This is a genomic window from Variovorax sp. PDC80, from assembly GCF_900115375.1.
Taxonomy (GTDB): Bacteria; Pseudomonadota; Gammaproteobacteria; order Burkholderiales; family Burkholderiaceae_C; genus Variovorax.
In genome coordinates this window covers 331,609-352,924 of the sequence record NZ_FOWG01000006.1, presented here as the reverse complement: position 1 = coordinate 352,924, position 21,316 = coordinate 331,609, and the positions used below count along the sequence as shown (strand labels likewise).

Genomic DNA, 21,316 nt, shown 5'->3' with positions numbered 1-21,316 from the left:
TCAACGGCCTCTCAAACGCGGGTTGAAGGCATCGTTGAGGCCGTCGCCCACGAGGTTGAGCGCGAGCACGGTGAAGACGATGGCGGCGCCCGGCAGCGCTGTGAGGTACCAGGCGGTGCGCAGCAGCTCGCGGCCCTGGCCGATCATGCTGCCCCACGACACCGCATTGGGGTCGCCCATGCCGAGGAAGGACAGCGCCGACTCGATCAGGATCGCGCTGGCCACCAGCACCGAGGTGGTGACGATGACCGGCGGCAGCGCGTTCGGCAGCATCTCCTGGAAGATGATGCGCGCATGGCCGAAGCCCTGGCTGCGCGCCGCGAGCACGAACTCGGTCTCGCGCAGCGCGCGGAACTCGGCGCGCACCAGCCGCGCGATCACGGGCCAGGAGGCCAGGCCGATGGCGAACACGATCACCGGCACCGAGGGCTGGCCGATCGCCACCACCACGATCACGAACAGGAACGAGGGCATGGTCTGGAACAGCTCGGTGATGCGCACCAGCACGTCGTCGACCCGGCCGCCGAAGTAGCCCGCGGTGGCGCCCACGAGGATGCCGATCGCGAGGCTCAGCACGGCCGCGACCACGCCCACCGCGAGCGAGATGCGCGCGCCGTGCGCGATGCCGGCGGCGACGTCGCGCCCGAGCGAATCGCTGCCCAGCGGATAGGCCGCGTCCTGGCCCGGCCACAACAGCGGCTGCGCGACCATGTCGAGCGGATCGCCCGGATAGAGCAGCGGCGCGAGCAGGGCCAGCACCAGCATGGCCAGCAGCAGCACCACGCCCGCCACGGCGGAGGGGTTGCGCACGAAGGCGCGCAGCGCGGCGCGGCGCGCCGAGACCGGGCGTGCGTCGACGGCGGCCACGGCGGCAATGGCAGCGGCGGGTGTCGGCGGCGCGGGCGGCTCCGCGCGGCGGGGCGCCGTTGCCGGTGCGGGCGCTTGCGCGAGGTTGGAGTCGAGCAGGAAGGGAGTGGACATCGGTGAGAACGAGAAGAGCGTGAAGCGGTGCGCGCGCGGAACTCAGCGCACCTGGATGCGCGGGTCGAGCAGCGCGTGCAGCAGGTCGACCAGCATGTTGGCCACGATCACCAGCAGCGAGGACATCAGCAGCACGCCGAGCAGCACCGTGTAGTCGCGTCCGGCCACCGAGTCGAAGGCGAGCCGGCCGAGGCCGGGCCAGCTGAAGACGGTCTCGACCACCACCGCGCCGCCGAGCAGGGTGCCCAGGTGCATGCCGGCTACTGTGGTGACCGGGATCAGCGCGTTGCGCAGCACGTGGCGCATGGTGACGGTCCACGGATGCAGGCCCTTGGCCTCGGCGGTGCGCACGAAGTCCTGGCGCGACACCTCGAGCATGGCCGCGCGCGTGAGCCGCGAGAAGATGGCGATGTAGAAGCCCGCGAGCGCGAGCGCGGGCAGCACCAGGTGGCGCGCCACGTCGACCGCGTGCTTCAGCCCGGTGTAGCCCGCGCCGATGGTCTCGCTGCCGCCCGTGGGCAGCCAGCCCAGGTGCACCGAGAACAGCACGATCGCCATCAGCCCGAGCCAGAAGCCCGGCGTGGAATACAGCAGCAGCGCCAGCACCGAGAGCGTGCGGTCCTGCCAGCGGCCCACGCGCGTGGCCATGATGGTGCCCAGCGCGATGCCGATGGCGAGCGCGAAGCCCAGCGCGGTGAGCATCAAGAGCAGCGTGTTGCCCAGCCGCGCGCCGATCAGCGCCACCACCGGCATGTTGTAGCGTGGCGAAACGCCGAGGCTGCCGTGCGAGAGGTTGTAGAGGTAGCTGCCGAGCTGCTGCAGCACCGGCAGGTCGAGGCCGAAGTGGGCGCGCAGCTGCGCCATGCTCTCGGCCGTGGCCGAGCCCGATTCGGCCGCCACCACGTCGGCGGCGTCGCCCGGGATCAGCTGCATCAGCACGAAGTTCAGCAGGATGACGCCGATCACGGTCGGCACGGCCTGCCAGGCCGTGCGCACCAGGGTTCGGCCGGCGCTTCGCAGGTTCATGACGCCACCGCCGCGTCGGCCGTGGCGGGCGCGACCAGCCGGATGCCCACGTCGCCTTCGCGCTCGAGCTGGGCCACGAGGCCGATCTCCCAGTCCAGGTACTGCTGGAAGCCGGCATTGCGCGCCGCCAGGTCGGCATGCGCGTAGGGGCTGTACCAGTGGTCGTCGTCGCCGGTCAGCACGCCCTCGCCGCCCTGGCCGGTGGGCAGGCCGGCCGCGACCCAGGCCTGGGTGCCGCCCGCGAGCGCGAGCACCTCGCGCGCGCTGCCGTCGCGGGCCAGCCGTGCGATGAGTTCGGCCGCGACCGCGCCGGCCAGCACGCCGTCGGACGAGACCAGAACCACGCGCTGCGCGGCGGGCAGGCCGGCGATGAATTCCTCGAGCCGGTCGGGCACCGCGAAGCGCGCGCCCGCGACATGGCGGCGCTCGTAGGCCGCGCGGCGCTCGATGTCGAACACCGCGACGCTGCCGGCGTCCAGCGCCGATGCGAGTTCTCGCACGGCGATGCGCGGCGCGCGCGCATGCAGCGGCAGCAGCTTCACGGGCTCGGGGCCGAGCACCAGCACAGGCAGCGGCGCCGGCGCATGCACGAAGACCTCGTGCCCGCCGAGCTGCGCGAGCCAGGCCGCGGTGGTCAGCGCGCGCACGCCGTCCCAGTCGGCCAGCACGATGCGCGCGCGGCGCACGCCCACGTACTCGTCGGTGGCCTGCACCAGCTGGCCGCCGGGCGCCCAGCGCCAGCCCTCGAGATGGCCGGCCTCGTACTCCTGGCGCGTGCGCACGTCGAAGCGGTAGAGCGAGCGTTCGCCGGCCTCGGCCTCGAGCCGCGCCAGCCCCTCGGCGTCGATGCGGCGCACGCCGGCGCGCCGGGCCACGTCCTCGGCGCGCGTGCGTGCCTGTTCGAGGCCCGCGGCCTCGGGCTCGGGCAACGGCGCGCTGCGGCCGTGCGACAGCGTGCGCCCGGCCAGCAGCCAGGCCATGGTGCCGTCCTTGAGCGAGACCACGGGGTTCGGAATGCCCGCGTCGATCAGCGTCTGCGCGCCGACGATGCTGCGCGTGCGGCCGGCGCAGTTCACCACCACCAGCGTCTCGGGACGCGGCGCGAATTCATGGATGCGGTAGACCAGCTCGGCGCCCGGCAGGCTGTGCGCGAACGGCAGGCTGAAGTCGGCGAACTCCTCGGGCGTGCGGCTGTCGACCACCACGATGTCGTCGCCGCGTTCCACGCGCTGGTGCAGCTCGTCGACCGAGATCCACGGCGTGTGCTTGCGGTGCTCGATGACCTCGCCGAAGGCCTTGCTCGGCACGTTGCTGCCGCTGAAGAGTTCGTAGCCCGCCGCGGCCCAGCCCGCGGTGCCGCCGGCCAGCACCGACACGTTGCGCCAGCCCAGGCGCACCAGCTTGCCCGCGGCCTGGTGGGCCAGCGACTCGTCGGCGTCGGTCAGCACAATGCGGGTGTCGCGGCGCGGCACCAGGCGGTCGATCAAGAGCTCCAGCCGCCACAGCGGCGCCGAGGCGGCCAGCAGGATGTGGCTGCGCACGAAGACGCCGGTCTCGCGCACGTCGAGCAGCGCGATCTCCTCGCCGTCGGACAGCGCGGCCTTGAGCGCCGCCGGCGCGATCGCCGGATGGCGGACGTTGCGCGGCGGCCCGAACTGGCGGTAGCTGCCGCCGGTCGTTCCTTCGAACACCACGCGATGCTCGAGCCGCTCGAGCGCGCGGCCGTAGAAGTGCAGGTGCCGGCCGTCGAGGCCGTCGACCAGCTCGATGGTGTGGACGTCGGTCGGCGTCAGCACCACCGCGCTGCCCGCGGCCACGTCGACCACGCGCGTCTGCACGAGGTCGTCGCGCGCGGGATCGGCGGTCTTCTCGCGGCGGTAGAGCACGTTGCGCTCGTTGCCCTCGACGCCCGCGATGATCGCCCAGGTCGTGTGGTCGTGCGGCGGCTGGGCCTTGCCGGCCAGGCCCGCCGAGAGATACAGCGCGAAGCCGCCATCGGCGTCCTCGGCCAGCCGGTAGACCTGCGCGGGGCGCTCGGCATCGATGGGGAAATGGGCGGCCGGGAACAGGTCGGCGCGCCGGCCCAGGGCGATCAGCGCATCGGCCACGGGCTGCAGCTGGGCATGGCCCTCGCCGGGGCCGGCGGCCAGCAGGCTGCGCGCCTGCGCGAGAAAGGCGTCGATGGCGCGCGCGCGCTCGCTCGCGAGGTCGTTGCCCGCCGTTTCGACGGGGAGTTCGGAGAGGCTCATGGGGGACTTTCGAGGGGAAGGCGGGGAAGGCGGGGAAAGCGGAAGCACGGCTCGGGGCCGCGGTGTGGGCAGGGTATGCGGCGGGCCGGGCCGGCCGAACGAAGTTTTTCTTCTACGCATATCCGGTTTGCTTCGTTGGACGCGCGCGCCCGCGCCTACGGTCGGCGCATCCTCGAACAAGACACCCAATGACCTCCCTGCCCTTCCCGACCCGCGGCGCGCGCCACGCCCTGCTGCGCGCCACGCTGGCCGCGCCCGTCCTGCTCGCCGCTCTTGCCGTTTCCGCCCAGGCGGCCACCGACGAGGCGGCCGGTTTCCCCTCGAAGCCGGTCCACATCGTGGTGCCCGTAGCCGCCGGCGGCAGCGCCGACAAGCTCACGCGCCTGATCGCCGAGCGCCTGACCGAGCGCTGGGGCCAGTCGGTGGTGGTCGAGAACCTCGGCGGTGCCAGCGGCACCATCGGCGCCGCGCGCGTGGCCAAGTCGCCGGCCGACGGCTACACGCTGCTGCAGCAGGGCGAGGGCCTGACGCTCAACGGCATCCTGTTCGACCGCCTGCCCTACGACGGCCAGAAGGCCTTCACGCCGGTGATCAAGGCGGTGGTCAATCCGCAGATCCTGGTGGTCAATCCGAAGACCGGCATCGGCGACTTCCGCGCCTACCTCGCGCGCGCCAAGGCACGGCCGCACTCGATCAGCCTGGGGCTGCCGGGCAACGGCGGCATCGCCCACGTGGCGCACGAGATGATCGGCCAGGAGACCGGCGCGCAGTTCAACTACATCCCCTACTCGGGCGGCGGTCCGGCCACGCTCGACGTGCTCGCGGGCCATGTCGACGCCACGCTGATCACGCTGGCCGCCGTGACCGACCATGTGCGCGCCGGCAAGCTGCGCGCGCTCGCGGTCACCACCGACTACCGCTCGGGCGCCCTGCCCGAGGTGCCGACCATGGCCGAGGCGGGGCTGCCGGGCTTCGCGGTCGAGAGCTGGCAGGGCTATTTCGCGCCGGCCGGCACGCCGCCGGCCGTGGTCGCGAAGATCAACCGCGACATCCAGGCCGTGATCGCGTCGCCCGAGACGCGCGCCAAGCTCGAGGACATGGGCTTCAAGGTGACCGGCGGCTCGCCGGCCGATCTGGGGCGCACGCTGGCGGCGGAGCGCATCCGTTATGCGAAGACCATTCAGACGGCGGGGATCTCGCTGCGCTGAGATCCCGCCGTCATCCGTTCAGGCCGCCTGCAGCCGCGCCTCCCCCTGCCACAGCGCGCCCTCATAGAGCTCGGGCCCGAAGTCCGGCGCCACCTCGGCGCGCGTGCGTGCCTCGTGCAGCGGCAGGTCGGCCAGCACCAGGTCCTCGCTGATGCGGCGCACGATGGCCGGCACGTAGCCGCGCATGCCGGGCACGTCGCCCAGCGGCAGGCCGGTGCTCGCGAAGCCGCCCGGGTTGTAGACGTGGATGTCGCGCAGCCACGGCGCCGTGCCCGCCGTCTTCTCGACCAGCTCGAGGCCCGTGCCTAGGTAGGGCGCGGCCGCGAGCTCGTCGTCGCGCTCGTGCGCGGGCGCCTCGAAGCGGTCGCGCCAGCGCAGCACCAGCTCGGCGATGCCGGCCAGCTCGGGGCGCTCGCTCAACTCGTGGCTGTAGCCGGTGCCGGCGATCGCGAAGTCGAAGTGGAAATGCTCGTCGTGCACATGGGCCACGAGCTGGTTGCCGTTCTGCGTGACGCCGCGCCACGGCGCGCCCAGGTGCAGATGGAAGTTGGGAAATGCCAGCACGCGCTGCACCGAGTCGGGCGGCGGCGTGGTGCCCAGGCGCCGGTAGCGCGCCGCATGGTGCCAGCGCGTGGCATCGGGCAGCGCGAAGTAGTTGTCGTACAGGCCCGGATAGCCACGCACGCGCGCCACCGGCGTGGCCGCGAGATGGTCGCGGCGCGCGAACAGATGGACGGCGGCCGCGCCATGCTCGAGCGCCACCGCGGCCGCGTCGAAGGCCGAGGCCGCCGCGCCGATCACGGCCACGCGCTTGCCTTCGAGCGCCGCGAAATCGATCGCATGGCCGGTATGGGCTGCGAGGCCGTTTGCCACCGCGTTCGCGAGCAGTTCGGGCACGAAGGGCGCGCCGCTGCCGGCCACGCCGTTGGCGAAGACCAGCTTGCGCGCGGTCTCGATGCGCTCCTGGCCGTCGATCTCGAGCCGCACGCGGAAGTGCGGCACCGCGCCCTGCCCGGCCGCCTCGAAGCCGACCAGCCGCGTGCCGTAACGCACCCCGGTGGCGGTGATGTGGCGAAACCAGTCGAGGTAGGCCGCCCAGTCGGTGCGCGGGATGCGGTCGAGCGCCGCATAGGCTTCGAGGCCGTGGCGCGATTCGTACCAGGCCTGGAAGCCCAGCGCGCTCACCGAGCCTTCGGGGCCGACCAGGTTCTTGAGCGTGCGCAGCTTGTGCATGCGCGCGCGCGTGAGCCACACGCCGGCGCGCTGCGCGTCGGGCGCGGCATCGATCACGCTGACTTCGGCGATGCCCGCGCGGCGCAGCGCGAACGAGAGCGCGGCACCGCTCTGGCCGCCGCCGACGACGAGCACGTCGTGGTCGATGCCATCGTGGCGCGGCACCCAGTTGGCGGGCGCGGGGCCGAGCAGGCGCAGCGCCTCGTGGGCGAAGCGGTCGCGCGGGTCGTTCGGTGCGAGGGGCGTGGAGGGGGCGTTGCTCATGAGGTGATCGACAGGAGTGGCGCGGCGGATGCCGCGAAAAAAAAACGGGCCCCGAGGGGCCCGTTGAAACTGCATCGCCGTAGCGACCAGGAGACACTCACCCTCGAAGGCAAGAGCCCTCATTCTTCAAGAGAGCGCGGCCTTCGCGAAGCACGTAATCCGCATACGCTGATCCGTTTTTGTTCTTTGCCGCACGGCCCGCCCGCGCGATAGCCTGCGGGCACTCCCACCGAGTGCGCGCCCGGAAGGCGCATGCCCCCGCCAGAGACAAAGCCTCTTCCCGTCGCCATGAACTTCCAGCAACTGCGATCCGTGCGCGAGACCGTGCGCTGCGGCTTCAACCTCAGCGAAGCCGCCGTGGTGCTCGAGGCCTCGCAGTCCGGCGTGAGCCGGCAGATCCGCGACCTCGAGAACGAGCTCGGCATCCTGCTGTTCAAGCGCTCGGGCAAGCGGCTCACGGGCCTCACCTCGCCCGGCGACCACCTGCTGCCGATCATCGAGCGCGTGCTCGACGACAGCCTGAACCTGCGCCAGGCCGGCCAGGATTTCCTGGCGCGCGAGGAAGGCCTGCTGTCGATCGCGGCCACGCATTCGCAGGCGCGCTATGCGCTGCCGGCCGCGGTGCAGGAGTTCCGGCTGCGCTTTCCCGGCGTGCGGCTGCACCTGCACCAGGGCACGCCGCGCCAGATCGCGCAGATGCTGCTCGACGGCGAGGTCGACGTGGGCATCGCCACCGAGTTGCCGCAGAACCATCCGCAGCTCGCGGCCATCTCCTGTCGCTGCTGGACGCACCTGGTGGTGGCGCCCGCGGGCCATCCGCTGCTGACCGAGGCGCCGCTCACCATCGAGAAGCTCGCGCGCCATCCGCTCATCACCTACGACAGCGGCCTCACGGGCCGCTCGCGCATCGACGAGGCCTTCGCGCGCCATGGCCTCTCGCCCGACATCGTGCTGGCCGCGATGGATGCGGACGTGATCAAGACCTACGTGGAACTGGGTGTGGGCGTGGGCATCGTCGCCGACCTGGCCTACGACGCGGTGCGCGACCGGCGCCTGCGCGCGCTGGAAGCCGGCCATCTGTTCGGCGAGAACCGCACCCAGCTCGCGGTGCGCCGCGGCGGGCACCTGCGCGGCTACATCCATGCCTTCATCGATGCCTTCGCGCCCGGCATGGCGCGCGAGGCGATCGCGCGCGCGAGCGCGGAGGCGCCGCCCGACGACGACGGCTGAACGATCGAGCTGTCGGCGTTCAGGGTTGTTGCGGCTCGCCCAGCGAGAGCATCAACCGGTTCGCCCAGTTGAAGAAGGCCGCGCCGTGGATCACGTCGGCGATCGCGAGATCGTCCAGGCCCTGCGCGCGCAATGCCTCGATGTGTTCCGTGCCGAAGCTCGAAGGCGTGGACGACAGCGCCACCGAGGCCGCGACGATCGCGTCCCAGCGCTCGCCGAGCGTAGCCGCCGTGCCTTCGTCGAGCAGCCGCTGCACATCGTCCGAACGCTGCGAGAAATGCGTGGCGAAGCGCGCATGCACCGAGGCGCAGTAGATGCAGCCGTTGTGGCGCGAGGCCGCGGCCGCGGCCAGTTCGCGCTCGGCGCGCGGCAGGCCGGCCTCGGGGTTGTAGAAGATGTCCTTGTCGGTGCGCGTGCGCGCGCCGAGGATGTCGGGATCGCGCGCGAGCAGCCTGAAGTACGGCGACTTGGCGCGCGAGGCATCCACCAGGCCCGCGAAGTGGCGCTCGGTCAGTTCGGCTTCGGGCAGCGGCTCGAGCCAGGGCAGCCATTCGAGCTGCGCCTGCGTGAAGCGCGTGGGGTGCGCGTTGTCCGGATAGCTCAGGGTCGATTCGGTGGCCATGGCGTTCAGTCGACGGAAGTGATGGGATGGCGCGCCAGCGTGCGCAGGCCCGCGACGACGCGGACCTGGAACGCGAGGAAGGCCACGAGCTGCGACAGGGTCACGATGCCGGTGGACGACCAGCCGGCATCGAGCAAGGCCTGCAGCGCGGTGGGGCTGGCATCGCGCGGATGGAACACCAGCAACTGTGCATGCACGAGCGCGGCCGAGAGGCGCGGGCCCAGCGCTTCGCGGTTCGCATCAGCGACCGCATACGAGGGGCCGGCCGTGTCCTCGGCGCTCAGCGGGCCGGCGGGATAGCGGCCGTACGGGCCCTTGGCGGCGGCGCGTTTCGCTTCGTCCGCGATCGCCTCGGCCAGGCCCGCGCGGGCGCGCTGCGCGGCGAGGTGCTGCGCATAGAAGCGAGCGACCTCGGGCTGTTCGTGCAGCGCGGTCACGAAGGCCGCGACGGCGAAGCGGTCCGCGATGTCGAAGTCCTCGGGCACGGGCGGCGTCGGCGCGAACAGCGCGAGATAACTCTGCTGCGCGTTGAGGCGCGCCTGTTCGCGCTGCGCGCGCAGCCGGTCGAGCGGATCGCCGGGCGCGATGCCGACCAGCTGGTCGATCACGTCGGCGACGGGAGGGGTGATGGCGGTCATGAGGTCTGGAGGGAAGGAATGTCGGTGGATGCGGCAGCCGTGTCGCGCTGCCAGCCTAGCGCCGGCGCGACCTCGGTGGCGACGAGCTCGATCGAGCGCAGGATCGCCGCATGCGGCGGATCGACCGAGTGCACCTGGCACACGAGGTCGGTGACGCGCGCGAGCGTGCTGTCGGCCGCAAGCGAGGCGATCACGTCCTCGGGCGTGCCCACGTGCACGTCGTAGGCCGCGATCAGTCGTTCGAGCGGGGCCTCGGGACCCGCGCGGTCGGCGAGACCACCACCGCCCGAGGCCGCGAAGCGCGCGGCCGAGCGGCGCAGGCCGATCTCGGCCAGGCGCAGCGCCTCGGCGCGCGTGTCGGCCACGAAGACGCTGCGCGATCCCACGATGCGTGGCGTGGCGCCGGCAGGCAGCGCGGCCAGGTAGGCATCGACGATCGGGTCCTGCAACTCGGCCAGCGTCGCATCGGGTGCTTCCAGCGTGCGCGGCTGGGTGCGCGAGAGCATCAGGCCGTCGCCGGCCTGGCCCGCGCGCGTGCCACCGCTCACGGAGAAGGTCGCCTGCCAGATCCGGCCCAGCAGTTGCGCGCCCGCGGGGTACAGCGTGTCGCCGCCCGCGAGCGGCCGGCCGGCCCAGGCCGCGCGCACGGCTGCGAGCTGCCGCGCGAACAGGGCCGGACGCTCGGCCGCATCGAGGCCGAAGGCGGCGAAGGCCTCGGGCGTACCGCCCGTGCCCACGCCGAGCTCGAGCCGGCCGCCCGCGAGCAGGTCCAGCACGATGGCGTCCTCGGCCACGCGCAGCGCGTTCTCGAGCGGCAGGGTCACGATGCCGGTGCCCAGGCGGATGCGACGCGTGCGCGCGGCCACGTGGGCCAGGAAGACGAAGGGCGACGGCAGCCCGCCCTCGTGTTCGTGGAAGTGGTGCTGCGCGACCCAGTCCGAGTCGAAGCCGAAGGCCTCGGCGTGCGCGATCTGCGCGGCCACCAGGCGATAGCGCTCGGCCGCGGGGGCGTCGTCGAGCAGCCGGCTGAAGAAGCCGAGGCGCTTGCGCACCGTCGGTCGTTGGGCGGAGGGTGCGTGCGAAGGCTCGGGCATGGAGCGGGAATTGTGGCGGCCGGGGCGTGAGCCGGCTGCGAAGAAAAAGTCGCATGCATATGCGCAAACCGAGGCTGCGTGATCGCGCAGCCTTTTGCCAAATGCAGTGCGCGCCTAAGGAAGTGCGAATCCCTTCTTTCCGCGCGAGCGGGCACCGACTTAACCTGCCGCCGCACTTTTGCGCGCACCCTCCGACCACGAGTTCCCATGGCCACTTCCTCCCGCCAGATCAAGCTGGGCGCCTTTCTCATGCAGACCGGCCACCACATCGCCGCCTGGCGCCATCCGCAGGCCCAGGCCAACGCGGGCAGCAACTTCCGCCACTACGTCGAGCTCGCGAAGCTGGCCGAGGCCGCGAAGTTCGATGCCGTCTTCCTGGCCGACTCGGTGGGCGTGCGCAGCAGCGAACTCGCCTCGCTCTCGCGCACCGCGCGCAGCGACCATTTCGAGCCGCTGACCCTGCTGTCGGCGCTGGCCGCGGTCACCGAACGCATCGGCCTGATCGCCACCGTGTCGACCAGCTTCAACGAGCCCTTCAACGTGGCGCGCAAGTTCGCCTCGCTCGACCAGATCAGCGGCGGGCGCTCGGGCTGGAACCTCGTGACCTCGAGCGGCACCGGCGAGGCGCAGAACTTCAACCGCGACGAGCACTTCGAGCATGCGCTGCGCTACGAGCGCGCGGCCGAGTTCCACGACGTGGTGACCGGCCTGTGGGACAGCTGGGAGGACGACAGCTTCGTGCGCGACAAGGACAGCGGCCAGTACTTCCACGCGGACAAGCTGCACGTGCTGCACCACAAGGGCAAGCACTTCTCGGTGCGCGGGCCGCTCAACGTCTCGCGTTCGCCGCAGGGCCGGCCGGTGGTGGTGCAGGCCGGTGCCTCGGAGGCCGGCCGCGACCTCGCGGCGCGCACGGCCGAGGTGATCTTCGTCGCGCACCAGACCTTCGACGAGGCGAAGAGCTTCTACCGCGACATCAAGGACCGCGCCCAGGCCTACGACCGCGAGCCCGAGTCGATCAAGATCATGCCGGGCATCTTCCCGGTGGTCGGCCGCACGCAGGAGGAGGCCGAGGAGAAGTTCGCGCTGCTGCAGGACCTGGTGCACCCGGTGGTCGGCGTCTCGCTGCTGTCGAACGTGATCGGCGGCTTCGACTTCTCGGGCCTGCCGGTCGACGGCCCCGTGCCCGAGCTGCCCGAGACCAACGGCCCCAAGAGCCGGCAGCGCCTGCTGCTCGACCTCGCGCGGCGCGAGAACCTCAGCATCCGCGACCTCTACCTGCGCATCGCGGGCGCGCGTGGCCACCAGCAGGTGGTGGGCACGCCGCAGCGCATCGCCGACCAGCTGCAGCAGTGGTTCGAGGAAGGCGGCGCCGACGGCTTCAACATCATGTCGCCCTGGTTCCCGGGCGGCCTGCAGGACTTCATCGAGCTGGTGCTGCCCGAACTGCGCCGGCGCGGCCTGGTGCGCACCGAGTACGAGGGAAGCACCTTGCGCGAGCACCTGGGGCTGCAACGGCCCCGGCATGGGCAGCGCCGGGCCGCGGTGAGCGCCGCCGCATAGCGGCGCGCGACCGTCCGATCAGTCGATCGGACGCATGCGCTCGGCGATCTCGGCATGGCCGCGCGCGGCCAGCGCCTCGGACGCGCCCGCGCGGTCGCGCGTTTCCTTGTTCTGGCTCAGCTTCGACTTGCCGACCAGCGAGGTGAGCGCGATCTCGATGCCGACGATGTGGCCCAGCAGCCCGTCGATGAATTCGGGCGCCGAGTCGCCCATCTTCCAGGGCCGGGGCTCGGCCGCCTCGTGGCGGCGCGTGAGGCGCGCGACGATGCCGCGCACGAAGCGCTCGTCGTCGCGCACGGTGATCGTGCCGTGCGCATGCACCACCTCGTAGTTCCAGGTCGGCACCTGGCGGTGCTGCTCGTGCTTGCTCGGATACCAGCTCGGCGAGATGTAGGCCTGCGCGGCGCGGAAGACCACCATGACCTCGGTGCCGCTCGGGCAGCGCTGCCAGACGTCGTTGGCGCGCGCGACGTGGGCCGAGAGCAGGCCGTGCGTGCCGACCTCGGGATCGAACTCGAAGGGCAGGTGATCGGCGTCCAGCCCCGCGGGGCCGTGCGTGACCAGCATGCCGAGCGGATGCTCGCGGATGACGCGCTGCAGCGCGGCGGGATCGGTGACGGCAAAGTGCGCGGGGATGTACATCGGGCGTGGGGTGAGAAGCGTGGGGGTGCCTGAATGTCGCCTCGCACCGGCACAATGCGAAGAACCAGTTTGAGCCTTTTTGCATGGACCAGTTGTCGCTTCCTTCGGGCCAGGGCGCGGGCCGCCGCATCTACGCGCTGCTGCGCGACCAGATCGCCGACGGCACCCTGCCCACCGGCGCGCCCGCCCCGTCGACCCGGGCCCTGGCGGCCGAGCTCGGCGTCTCGCGCACCACGGTGACCGCGGTCTACGAGCAGCTCGCGGCCGAGGGCTACCTGCTCACGTCCGCGGGCCGTGCCGCGCGCATCGCGAGCCCGCCGGCCGCGGCGGTGGCGCGCCCCGCGTCGCCCCGTGGCCGCGCCCGGCCCGCGCCCACGCTGTCGGCCTACGGCCGCCGCATCGCCGCGATGGCGCCGCCAGCGGCCGCACCGAGCGAGCCGGCGCGCATCGACTTCCTCTATGGCGCGGTCGCCTCGCGCGACTTCCCCGCGCTGGTCTGGCGGCGCGCCTACCAGGCCGAGCTGCTGCGCCAGCAGCGCAGCCTGAGCTACGCGCCGCCCGAAGGCGACGAAGGCTTGAGACGCGCGCTGCAGGGCTATCTGCGGCGCGCGCGCGGGCTGGTCTGCGATGCCGGGCAGATCGTCGTGGTGCAGGGCTCGCAGCAGGGCATCGACCTGTGCGCGCGGCTGCTGCTCGATCCGGCCGATGCCTTCGTGTTCGAGAACCCCGGCTACCTGATGGCGCGGCGCTGCTTCGAGGCCACGGGGGCCGCGCTGCTGCCGGTGCCCGTCGATGCGCAGGGCCTGGACACGGCCGCGCTGCCGCGCGACGGCCGCGCGCGCCTGGCCTATGTCACGCCCTCGCACCAGTTCCCGCTCGGCGGCGTGCTCGCCATCGGCCGGCGCCTCGAACTGCTGCAATGGGCGCGGCAGCAGCGCGCCTGGATCGTGGAAGACGACTACGACGGCGAGTTCCGCTACGGCCAGCGCCCGATCGATGCGCTGCGCGCGATCGATGCCGACGGGCGCGTGCTCTACGTGGGCACCTTCTCGAAGGCGCTGTCGCCGCAGATGCGGCTCGGCTACCTGGTGCTGCCGCCCGAGCTGGTGCCGGTGTTCCGCCAGGCCAAGCGCATGGCCGACCGCCATGCGCCGCTGCTCGAGCAGCGGGTGCTGGCGGCCCTGATTGACAGCGGCGCCTACGAGCGCCACGTGCGGCGCGCGCGGCGCGAGAACGAGCGCCGCCGCACGGCGCTGCTCGAGGCGATCGCGCGCCATCTGCCGGCCGAGGCGCAGGTCGCGGGCACGGCGGCCGGGCTGCACGTGGTGCTGTGGCTGCCGTGGCTGCGGCCGCGCGACGAAGCGGCGCTGGTCGCCGCCGCGCGGCTGCGTGGCGTGGGTGTCTATCCGGTGTCGCCGCTCTACGCGGGCAAGGCCACCGGCGGCCGATCCACCAGTGTCCGTTGCGGCGGCCTGATCCTCGGCTATGCAAGCCTCACGGTCGAGCAGATCGCGCAGGGCGTGCGGCTGCTGGCCGCGGTGCTTCAGGTGTAGCGCTTCTCCAGCGCGTCCCACTCGGGCTTGCCCACGAGCCGCTGGCGCTCGGCGAAGGGCGTGACCAGGCCGCTGGACTCGCGCACTTCCTTCTCGTCGCGCAGCACCGTCAACGCCTTCTGCATGCCGGCCACCGCGCCCTGCAGCGCGGCATTGGCATAGAGCACGATGCCGTAGCCGAGCTCGCCGAGTTCGGTCGCGTTGAAGATCGGCGTCTTGCCGCCGATCACCATGTTCATGAGCTGCGGCCGGTCCAGCCGCTTCGGCAGCGCGCGGACTTCCTCGGCGCTGGTCACGGCCTCGACGAACAGGATGTCGGCGCCGGCCTCGGCGAAGCGCTGCGCGCGCTCGACCGCGGCCTCGAAGCCATGGATCGCGGCCGCGTCGGTGCGCGCCATGATCAGCAGGTCGGGATCGCGGCGCGCATCGACGGCCGCCTTGATCTTGCTCACGGCCTCCTCGGTGGAGATCACTTCCTTGCCCGAGAAATGGCCGCAGCGCTTGGGCGCGACCTGGTCCTCGAACTGGATGCAGTCGGCCCCCGCGCGCTCGAGCGTGCGCACGGTGTGGCGCACGTTGAGCGCATTGCCGAAGCCGGTGTCGGCATCGACGATCAGCGGCACCGACACGGCATCGCGGATGCGCGCCGTGTGGTCGGCGATCTCCGACAGGCCCATGAAGCCCTGGTCGGGCATGCCGAACCACATGTTGGTGACACCGGCACCGGTGACGTAGATGGCCTGGAAGCCGAGGTCTTCCACGACGCGGGCGGAGAGCGCATTGAAGGCGCCCGGAACGATCAGGCCGCGGCGGGCCTCGGCGAGGGATTTGAGTTGCTTGCGGGTGGACATGGGGAGGATCCGTTTTTCAGAAACTGTCGCCGGGCACGCGCACCCAGCCTTCCATCAATACGCGCGCGCTGCGGCTCATCAGGGCCTTGGTCACGACCCATTGGCCATCGACCGCACGCGCCTCGGCGCCGACGCGCAGCGTGCCCGATGGATGGCCGAAGCGCACCGCCTGGCGTTCGCCGCCGCCGGCCGCGAGGTTCACCAGCGTGCCGGGGATCGCGGCCGCGGTGCCGATCGCGACCGCGGCCGTGCCCATCATGGCGTGGTGCAGCTTGCCCATCGACAGGGCGCGCACCAGCAGGTCGACGTCGGCGGCCCGCACCGGCTTGCCGCTGGACGCGACGTAGTCCTTCGGCGGCGCGACGAACGCGACCTTGGGCGTGTGCTGGCGCTTCGCGGCCTCGGCGATGTCCTGGATCAGGCCCATCTTCACGGCGCCGTGCGCGCGGATGGTCTCGAACCTCGCGAGTGCCTCGGGGTCGCCGTTGATCGCGTCCTGCAGCTCGGTGCCGCTGTAGCCGATGTCGGCGGCGTTGACGAAGATGGTGGGGATGCCGGCGTTGATCAGCGTGGCCTTGAAGGTGCCGACGCCGGGCACCTCGAGGTCGTCGACCAGCCTGCCCGTGGGGAACATCGCGCCGCCGCCCTCGCCCTCCCCTTCGTCGGCCGGATCGATGAACTCCAGCGGCACCTCGGCCGCCGCGAATGTCACGCCGTCGAGCTCGAAGTCGCCGGTCTCCCGCACCTGGCCGAGCGAGATCGGCACATGGGCCACGATGGTCTTGCCGATGTTGGCCTGCCAGATGCGCACGGTGCACACGCCGTCGGGTGGCACGCGGGCCGGGTCGATCAGGCCCTGCGCGATCGCGAACGGACCGACGGCGGCCGACAGGTTGCCGCAGTTGCCCGACCAGTCGACGAAGGCGCTGTCGATGGAGACCTGACCGAACAGGTAGTCGACGTCGTGATCGGGCCGCGTCGAGCGCGAGAGGATCACGGTCTTCGAGGTCGACGAGGTCGCGCCGCCCATGCCGTCGATCTGCTTGGCATAGGGGTCGGGGCTGCCGATCACGCGCAGCAGCAGCGCGTCGCGCGCCGGGCCCGGCTGTTGCGCGGCCTGTGGCAGGTCCTGCAGGCGGAAGAACACGCCCTTGCTGGTGCCGCCGCGCATGTAGACGGCGGGAATCTTGATCTGGGGAATGGATGCCATGGTGATGGGTTCTCAAGCGGCCGCGGTATTCGCGGCCAGGAAGTCTTGCGCAAAACGCTGCAGCACGCCGCCGGCCTCGTAGATGGACACTTCCTCGGCGGTGTCGAGGCGGCAGGTCACCGGCACGCGCAGCACTTCGCCATCGCGCCGATGCACGATCAGCGCGAGGTCGGCGCGCGGGGCCGGCTCGCCGGCCACGTCGTAGGTCTCGGTGCCGTCCAGCCCCAGCGTGAGCCGCGTGGTGCCGGGCTTGAACTCGAGCGGCAGCACGCCCATGCCGAGCAGGTTGGTGCGGTGGATGCGCTCGAAGCCCTCGGCCACCACGGTCTCGACGCCGGCCAGGCGCACGCCCTTGGCGGCCCAGTCGCGCGAGGAGCCCTGGCCGTAGTCGGCACCGGCCACGATGATCAGCGGCTGGCGGCGGTTCAGGTAGGTCTCGATCGCCTCCCACATGCGCACCACGCGGCCCTCGGGTTCGATGCGCGCGAGCGATCCCTTCTTCTGCACGCCGTCGACCACCGCCATCTCGTTCACGAGCTGCGGATTGGCGAAGGTGGCGCGCATGGCCGTCAGGTGGTCGCCGCGGTGCGTGGCATAGGAATTGAAGTCCTCTTCCGGCAGGCCCATCTTCGCGAGGTACTCGCCGGCGGCGCTGTCGCGCAGGATCGCGTTCGACGGCGACAGGTGGTCGGTCGTGATGTTGTCGGGCAGCAGTGCCAGCGGCCGCATGCCGCGCAGGGTGCGCGGATTGGCCGCGAGCGCGCCCACGCCCTCGCTGTCCCAGTAGGGCGGGCGGCGGATGTAGGTGGACTGCGGGCGCCAGTCGTACTGCGGGCTGGCCTTCTCGCCGTGGTCGGCATGGATCGCGAACATCGGCTCGTAGACCTGGCGGAACATCTCGGGCCGTACCGAGGCGGCGACGATCGCGTCGATCTCCTCGTCGGCGGGCCAGAGGTCGGCCAGGCGGATCTCCTTGCCGTCGACCACGTCGAGGATGTCGCGCTCGATGTCGAAGCGCATGGTGCCCGCGATCGCATAGGCCACCACCAGCGGCGGCGAGGCCAGGAAGGCCTGCTTGGCGTAGGGATGGATGCGGCCGTCGAAGTTGCGGTTGCCCGAGAGCACGGCGGTGGCGTAGAGGTCGCGCTCGACGATCTCCTGCTGGATCTTCGGATCGAGCGCGCCCGACATGCCGTTGCAGGTGGTGCAGGCGAAGGCGACGATGCCGAAGCCCAGCTGCTCGAGTTCGGCGAGCAGGCCGGCGTCGCGCAGGTAGAGCTCGACGGCCTTCGAGCCCGGCGCCAGCGAGGACTTGACCCAGGGCTTGCGCACCAGGCCCAGCCGGTTGGCGTTGCGCGCGAGCAGCCCGGCCGCGATCACGTTGCGCGGGTTCGAGGTGTTGGTGCACGAGGTGATGGCCGCGATGATCACGGCGCCGTCGGGCATCAGGCCCGCGGCCTCCTGCTGGCGCGCCTCGTGCAGGCCGATGGCGATCTCGCGCTCGGCCAGCTGCGAGGTCGGCAAGCGGCGGTGCGGGTTCGACGGGCCCGCCATGTTGCGCACCACGCTGGAAAGGTCGAACTTCAGCACGCGCTCGTAGGTGGCGGATGCCAGCGCGTCGGCCCAGAAGCCCGCGGTCTTCGCATAGGTCTCGACCAGCGCGACCTGCGCGTCCTCGCGGCCGGTGAGCCGCAGGTAGGCCAGCGTCTGTTCGTCGATGTGGAACAGCGCGGCGGTGGCGCCGTACTCGGGGCACATGTTGGAGATGGTCGCGCGGTCGCCGATGGTGAGGCTGCGCGCGCCCTCGCCGTAAAACTCGAGGTAGGCGCCGACCACCTTTTCCTTGCGCAGGAACTCGGTCAGCGCCAGCACGATGTCGGTGGCGGTGATGCCCGGCTGGCGGCGGCCCGTGAGCTCCACGCCGACGATCTCGGGCAGCCGCATCCACGAGGCGCGGCCGAGCATCACGTTCTCGGCCTCGAGCCCGCCCACGCCGACCGCGATCACGCCCAGCGCGTCGACGTGCGGCGTGTGGCTGTCGGTGCCCACGCAGGTGTCGGGAAAGGCCAGGCCGTCCTGCACGTAGACCACGGGCGACATCTTCTCGAGGTTGATCTGATGCATGATCCCGTTCCCCGCGGGGATCACCTCCATGTTGGCGAAGGCGCGCTTGGTCCACTCGATGAAATGGAAGCGGTCCTCGTTGCGCCGGTCCTCGATCTCGCGGTTCTTCTCGAAGGCCCGCGGGTCGAAGCCGCCGCACTCCACGGCCAGCGAGTGATCGACGATCAACTGCACCGGCACCACCGGATTCACCTGCGCCGGATCGCCGCCCTCGGCCGCGATCGCATCGCGCAGGCCCGCGAGGTCGACCAGCGCGGTCTGGCCCAGGATGTCGTGGCAGACCACGCGCACCGGGAACCACGGAAAGTCGCGATCGCGCCGGCGCTCGGCGATCTGCAGCAGGCATTCGTCGAGGATCGCGGGATCGCAGCGGCGCACGAGGTTCTCGGCATGCACGCGCGCGGTGTAGGACAGCGTGTCCCAGGCACCGGGGCGCAGCGCTTCGATGGCGGCGCGCGCGTCGATGTAGTCGAGCGCGGTGCCGGGGAGTTTTTTTCTGTGGCTTGAAGTCATCGTGGGAAGCGGGCAGGAAAGCGATGCGGCCCCGCTGCGAGGGGCCGCGCGGGGTTCATTCGGAGCGGATGTCGTTGTCCTTCACGACCTTGGCATAGCGCGGGATCTCGGTGCCGATCAGCGCGCCGAACTGCTCGGCGCTGCCGCCGGCCGGCGACACGCCGGTGGGATCGAGCTTCGCGACCAGTTCGGGCGCCTTGAGGCCGGTGTCGAGCGCGCCGTTGAGCTTGGCGAGCACGGACGGCGGCACGCCCCGGGGCGCGATCAGGCCGTGCCAGGCCACCACGTCGTACGCGGGCAGGCCGCCGCTCTCGGCGATCGAGGGGATGTCGGGATAGGCCTGCAGCCGCTTCGCCGTGGTGACGGCGAAGGCGCGCAGCCGGCCCGACTGCACGTGCGGCATCAGCGCCTCGGTGCCCGCGATCAGCATGTCGACGTTGCCCGCCACCAGGTCGGTGACGGCCGGCCCGGTGCCGCGGTACGGCACGTGCGTGGCCTTGACCTTCGCCATGCCGAACAGGTACTCGCTCACGATGTGCAGGTGGCTGCCGTTGCCGGCCGAGGCGAAGGTGAGCTTGCCGGGGTTCTGGCGCGCGAAGGCCAGCAGTTCCTGCAGGTTCTTCGCGGGCACCTTCGACGGGTTGACGCACAGCACGTAGGCGCCCTTGGAGAGCTGGATCACCGGCGTCATCTCGGCCACCGGATCGAAGCGCAGCTTGTAGAGCGAGGGATTGACCGTGTAGCTGCCCGCGATCAGCAGCAGCGTGTAGCCGTCGGGCGGCGTGTGCAGCGCGTACTCGGTGCCGATGGTGCCGCCGGCGCCGGGCCGGTTGTCCACCACCACCGACTGGCCCAGCTGCTGGGTCAGCACGTTGGCCGCCACGCGGGCGATGAAGTCGGAGCCGCCGCCCGGTGCGAAGGGGCAGACGATGCGCAGCGGCTTGTTCGGGAAGGCCTCCTGGGCGCGGCTCAGGGTGGCGGCGGGCAGCGTCAGTCCCGCCAGGGCGGCGGCCGAGAAGGCGCGGCGATTCAGCGTCATGGTCTTGTCTCCAGTGTTGTGCTTCGATGTGGGAGCGCCGCCCCGCGGGGCGGCACCGCAGAGTGTGCTCCGAGCGACATCAGCCTGGAAGGACTTCACCGCGCCTCAGCCTCTCGCCTCAGGCGCGCGCCTCGATCGGCACGAACGCCAGGTCCTCGGGACCGGTGTAGTTCGCGCTCGGGCGGATGATCTTGTTGTCCACGCGCTGCTCGATGACGTGCGCGGCCCAGCCGCTGGTGCGCGCGATCACGAACAACGGCGTGAACATGGCGGTGGGCACGCCCATCATGTGGTAGCTCACGGCGCTGAACCAGTCGAGGTTGGGGAACATCTTCTTGACCTCCCACATCACCGACTCGAGCCGCTCGGCGATGTCGTACATCTTGGTCGAGCCGGCCTCCTGCGACAGGCGCCGGGCCACGCCCTTGATCACCACGTTGCGCGGATCGCTCACGGTGTAGACCGGGTGGCCGAAGCCGATCACCACTTCCTTGGCCTCCACGCGGCGACGGATGTCGGCCTCGGCCTCGGCCGGGCTGTCGTAGCGCTTCTGGATCTCGAACGCCACCTCGTTGGCGCCGCCGTGCTTGGGGCCGCGCAGCGCGCCGATCGCGCCAGCGATGGCCGAGTGCATGTCGCTGCCGGTGCCGGCGATCACGCGCGCGGTGAAGGTGCTGGCGTTGAACTCGTGCTCGGCGTAGAGATTGAGCGAGGTGTGCATCGCGCGCACCCAGGCCTCGGAGGGTTTCCGGCCATGCAGCAGGTGCAGGAAGTGGCCGCCGATCGAGTCGTCGTCGGTCTCCACGTCGATGCGCTTGCCCTGGCTGCTCCAGTGGTACCAGTACAGCAGCATCGAGCCGAGCGAGGCCATCAGGCGGTCGGCGATGTCGCGCGCGCCCGGCAGGTTGTGGTCGTCCTTCTCGGGCAGCACGCAGCCCAGCGCCGAGACGCCGGTGCGCATCACGTCCATCGGATGGGCGCCGGCCGGCAGGCTCTCGAGCGCCTCCTTCACGCTCGCGGGCAGGCCGCGCAGCGCCTTGAGCCGCGCCTTGTAGGCCTTGAGCTCGGCGCGCGTGGGCAGCTTGCCGTGCACCAGCAGGTGGGCGATCTCCTCGAACTCGCAGACCTCGGCGATGTCGAGGATGTCGTAGCCGCGGTAGTGCAGGTCGTTGCCGGTGCGGCCCACGGTGCACAGCGCGGTGTTGCCCGCGGTCACGCCCGAGAGGGCAACGGATTTCTTGGGGCGGAAGCCCGCGGGTGCGGTGGTGTCGGTCAT

General features: G+C 71.5%; 17 protein-coding genes. 4 read left to right on the top strand and 13 right to left on the bottom strand.

Translation table 11 applies throughout. From position 1 onward, the window contains the following. Genes BM109_RS19535 through BM109_RS19525 form a run of 3 tightly spaced genes read right to left on the bottom strand, consistent with a single transcriptional unit; the run spans position 1 to position 4,256 of the window. Complete coding sequence (locus BM109_RS19535; RefSeq protein WP_256222665.1) at positions 1 to 981, bottom strand: ABC transporter permease; 981 nt, start codon at positions 979 to 981, stop codon at positions 1 to 3. Positions 982 to 1,023: 42 nt separating this feature from the next. Next, positions 1,024 to 2,007: an ABC transporter permease gene (locus BM109_RS19530; RefSeq protein WP_093345771.1), complete on the bottom strand. Its 984-nt coding sequence runs from the start codon at positions 2,005 to 2,007 to the stop codon at positions 1,024 to 1,026. Further along, on the bottom strand, positions 2,004 to 4,256 hold the full coding sequence (locus tag BM109_RS19525; RefSeq protein ID WP_093345768.1) for a rhodanese-like domain-containing protein: 2,253 nt from the start codon (positions 4,254 to 4,256) through the stop codon (positions 2,004 to 2,006). The genes BM109_RS19530 and BM109_RS19525 overlap by 4 nt, the downstream gene beginning before the upstream one ends. Positions 4,257 to 4,444: 188 nt before the next feature. Between BM109_RS19525 and BM109_RS19520 the strand changes: the two genes are divergently transcribed. Then, positions 4,445 to 5,464, top strand: a complete 1,020-nt coding sequence (locus tag BM109_RS19520) for a tripartite tricarboxylate transporter substrate binding protein (protein ID WP_093345766.1) — start codon at positions 4,445 to 4,447, stop codon at positions 5,462 to 5,464. Positions 5,465 to 5,482: 18 nt separating this feature from the next. Here the strand turns inward: BM109_RS19520 and BM109_RS19515 are convergent, their stop codons facing one another. Continuing rightward, a complete protein-coding gene (locus BM109_RS19515; protein WP_093345764.1) occupies positions 5,483 to 6,961 on the bottom strand; it encodes a SidA/IucD/PvdA family monooxygenase in 1,479 nt (492 codons plus the stop codon). A 288-nt stretch (positions 6,962 to 7,249) separates the two neighbouring features. On the opposite strand from BM109_RS19515, the gene BM109_RS19510 reads away from it, so the two are divergent. After that, positions 7,250 to 8,191, top strand: a complete 942-nt coding sequence (locus BM109_RS19510; RefSeq protein ID WP_093345762.1) for a CysB family HTH-type transcriptional regulator — start codon at positions 7,250 to 7,252, stop codon at positions 8,189 to 8,191. A gap of 19 nt (positions 8,192 to 8,210) precedes the next feature. On the opposite strand, the gene BM109_RS19505 is transcribed toward BM109_RS19510, so the two are convergent. Genes BM109_RS19505 through BM109_RS19495 form a run of 3 tightly spaced genes read right to left on the bottom strand, consistent with a single transcriptional unit; the run spans position 8,211 to position 10,545 of the window. Further along, positions 8,211 to 8,813 (bottom strand): alkylhydroperoxidase domain protein, encoded by a 603-nt coding sequence (locus BM109_RS19505; protein ID WP_177239392.1) that lies wholly within the window; start codon positions 8,811 to 8,813, stop codon positions 8,211 to 8,213. Between the two features lie 5 nt (positions 8,814 to 8,818). Next, a complete protein-coding gene (locus tag BM109_RS19500) occupies positions 8,819 to 9,451 on the bottom strand; it encodes a CMD domain protein (RefSeq protein WP_093345759.1) in 633 nt (210 codons plus the stop codon). Further along, entirely contained in the window at positions 9,448 to 10,545 is a 1,098-nt protein-coding gene (locus BM109_RS19495; RefSeq protein WP_093345757.1) for a putative FMN-dependent luciferase-like monooxygenase, read from the bottom strand. Before BM109_RS19495 ends, BM109_RS19500 begins: the two co-directional genes overlap by 4 nt. A gap of 207 nt (positions 10,546 to 10,752) precedes the next feature. Between BM109_RS19495 and BM109_RS19490 the strand changes: the two genes are divergently transcribed. Beyond that, positions 10,753 to 12,108 carry an LLM class flavin-dependent oxidoreductase gene (locus BM109_RS19490; protein WP_093345755.1) on the top strand — a complete coding sequence of 452 codons (1,356 nt, stop codon included), beginning with the start codon at positions 10,753 to 10,755 and terminating at the stop codon, positions 12,106 to 12,108. A gap of 18 nt (positions 12,109 to 12,126) precedes the next feature. Here BM109_RS19490 and BM109_RS19485 read toward each other — a convergent pair whose 3' ends face one another. Then, positions 12,127 to 12,750 carry an FMN-binding negative transcriptional regulator gene (locus BM109_RS19485; protein ID WP_093345752.1) on the bottom strand — a complete coding sequence of 208 codons (624 nt, stop codon included), beginning with the start codon at positions 12,748 to 12,750 and terminating at the stop codon, positions 12,127 to 12,129. Between the two features lie 83 nt (positions 12,751 to 12,833). On the opposite strand from BM109_RS19485, the gene BM109_RS19480 reads away from it, so the two are divergent. After that, entirely contained in the window at positions 12,834 to 14,303 is a 1,470-nt protein-coding gene (locus BM109_RS19480; protein WP_093345749.1) for a MocR-like pyridoxine biosynthesis transcription factor PdxR, read from the top strand. Here BM109_RS19480 and BM109_RS19475 read toward each other — a convergent pair. The 5 genes from BM109_RS19475 to prpC form a co-directional block, all read right to left on the bottom strand. Beyond that, on the bottom strand, positions 14,294 to 15,154 hold the full coding sequence (locus BM109_RS19475; protein ID WP_093345747.1) for an isocitrate lyase/PEP mutase family protein: 861 nt from the start codon (positions 15,152 to 15,154) through the stop codon (positions 14,294 to 14,296). The two genes, BM109_RS19480 and BM109_RS19475, sit on opposite strands and share 10 nt — an antisense overlap. 16 nt (positions 15,155 to 15,170) lie before the next feature. Beyond that, positions 15,171 to 16,364 carry a 2-methylaconitate cis-trans isomerase PrpF gene (gene prpF / locus BM109_RS19470; RefSeq protein ID WP_093345744.1) on the bottom strand — a complete coding sequence of 398 codons (1,194 nt, stop codon included), beginning with the start codon at positions 16,362 to 16,364 and terminating at the stop codon, positions 15,171 to 15,173. A gap of 12 nt (positions 16,365 to 16,376) precedes the next feature. Continuing rightward, complete coding sequence (gene acnD, locus BM109_RS19465; RefSeq protein WP_093345742.1) at positions 16,377 to 19,001, bottom strand: Fe/S-dependent 2-methylisocitrate dehydratase AcnD; 2,625 nt, start codon at positions 18,999 to 19,001, stop codon at positions 16,377 to 16,379. A gap of 55 nt (positions 19,002 to 19,056) precedes the next feature. Further along, on the bottom strand, positions 19,057 to 20,040 hold the full coding sequence (locus tag BM109_RS19460; RefSeq protein ID WP_093345741.1) for a tripartite tricarboxylate transporter substrate binding protein: 984 nt from the start codon (positions 20,038 to 20,040) through the stop codon (positions 19,057 to 19,059). Between the two features lie 118 nt (positions 20,041 to 20,158). Beyond that, complete coding sequence (gene prpC / locus BM109_RS19455; protein WP_093346175.1) at positions 20,159 to 21,316, bottom strand: bifunctional 2-methylcitrate synthase/citrate synthase; 1,158 nt, start codon at positions 21,314 to 21,316, stop codon at positions 20,159 to 20,161.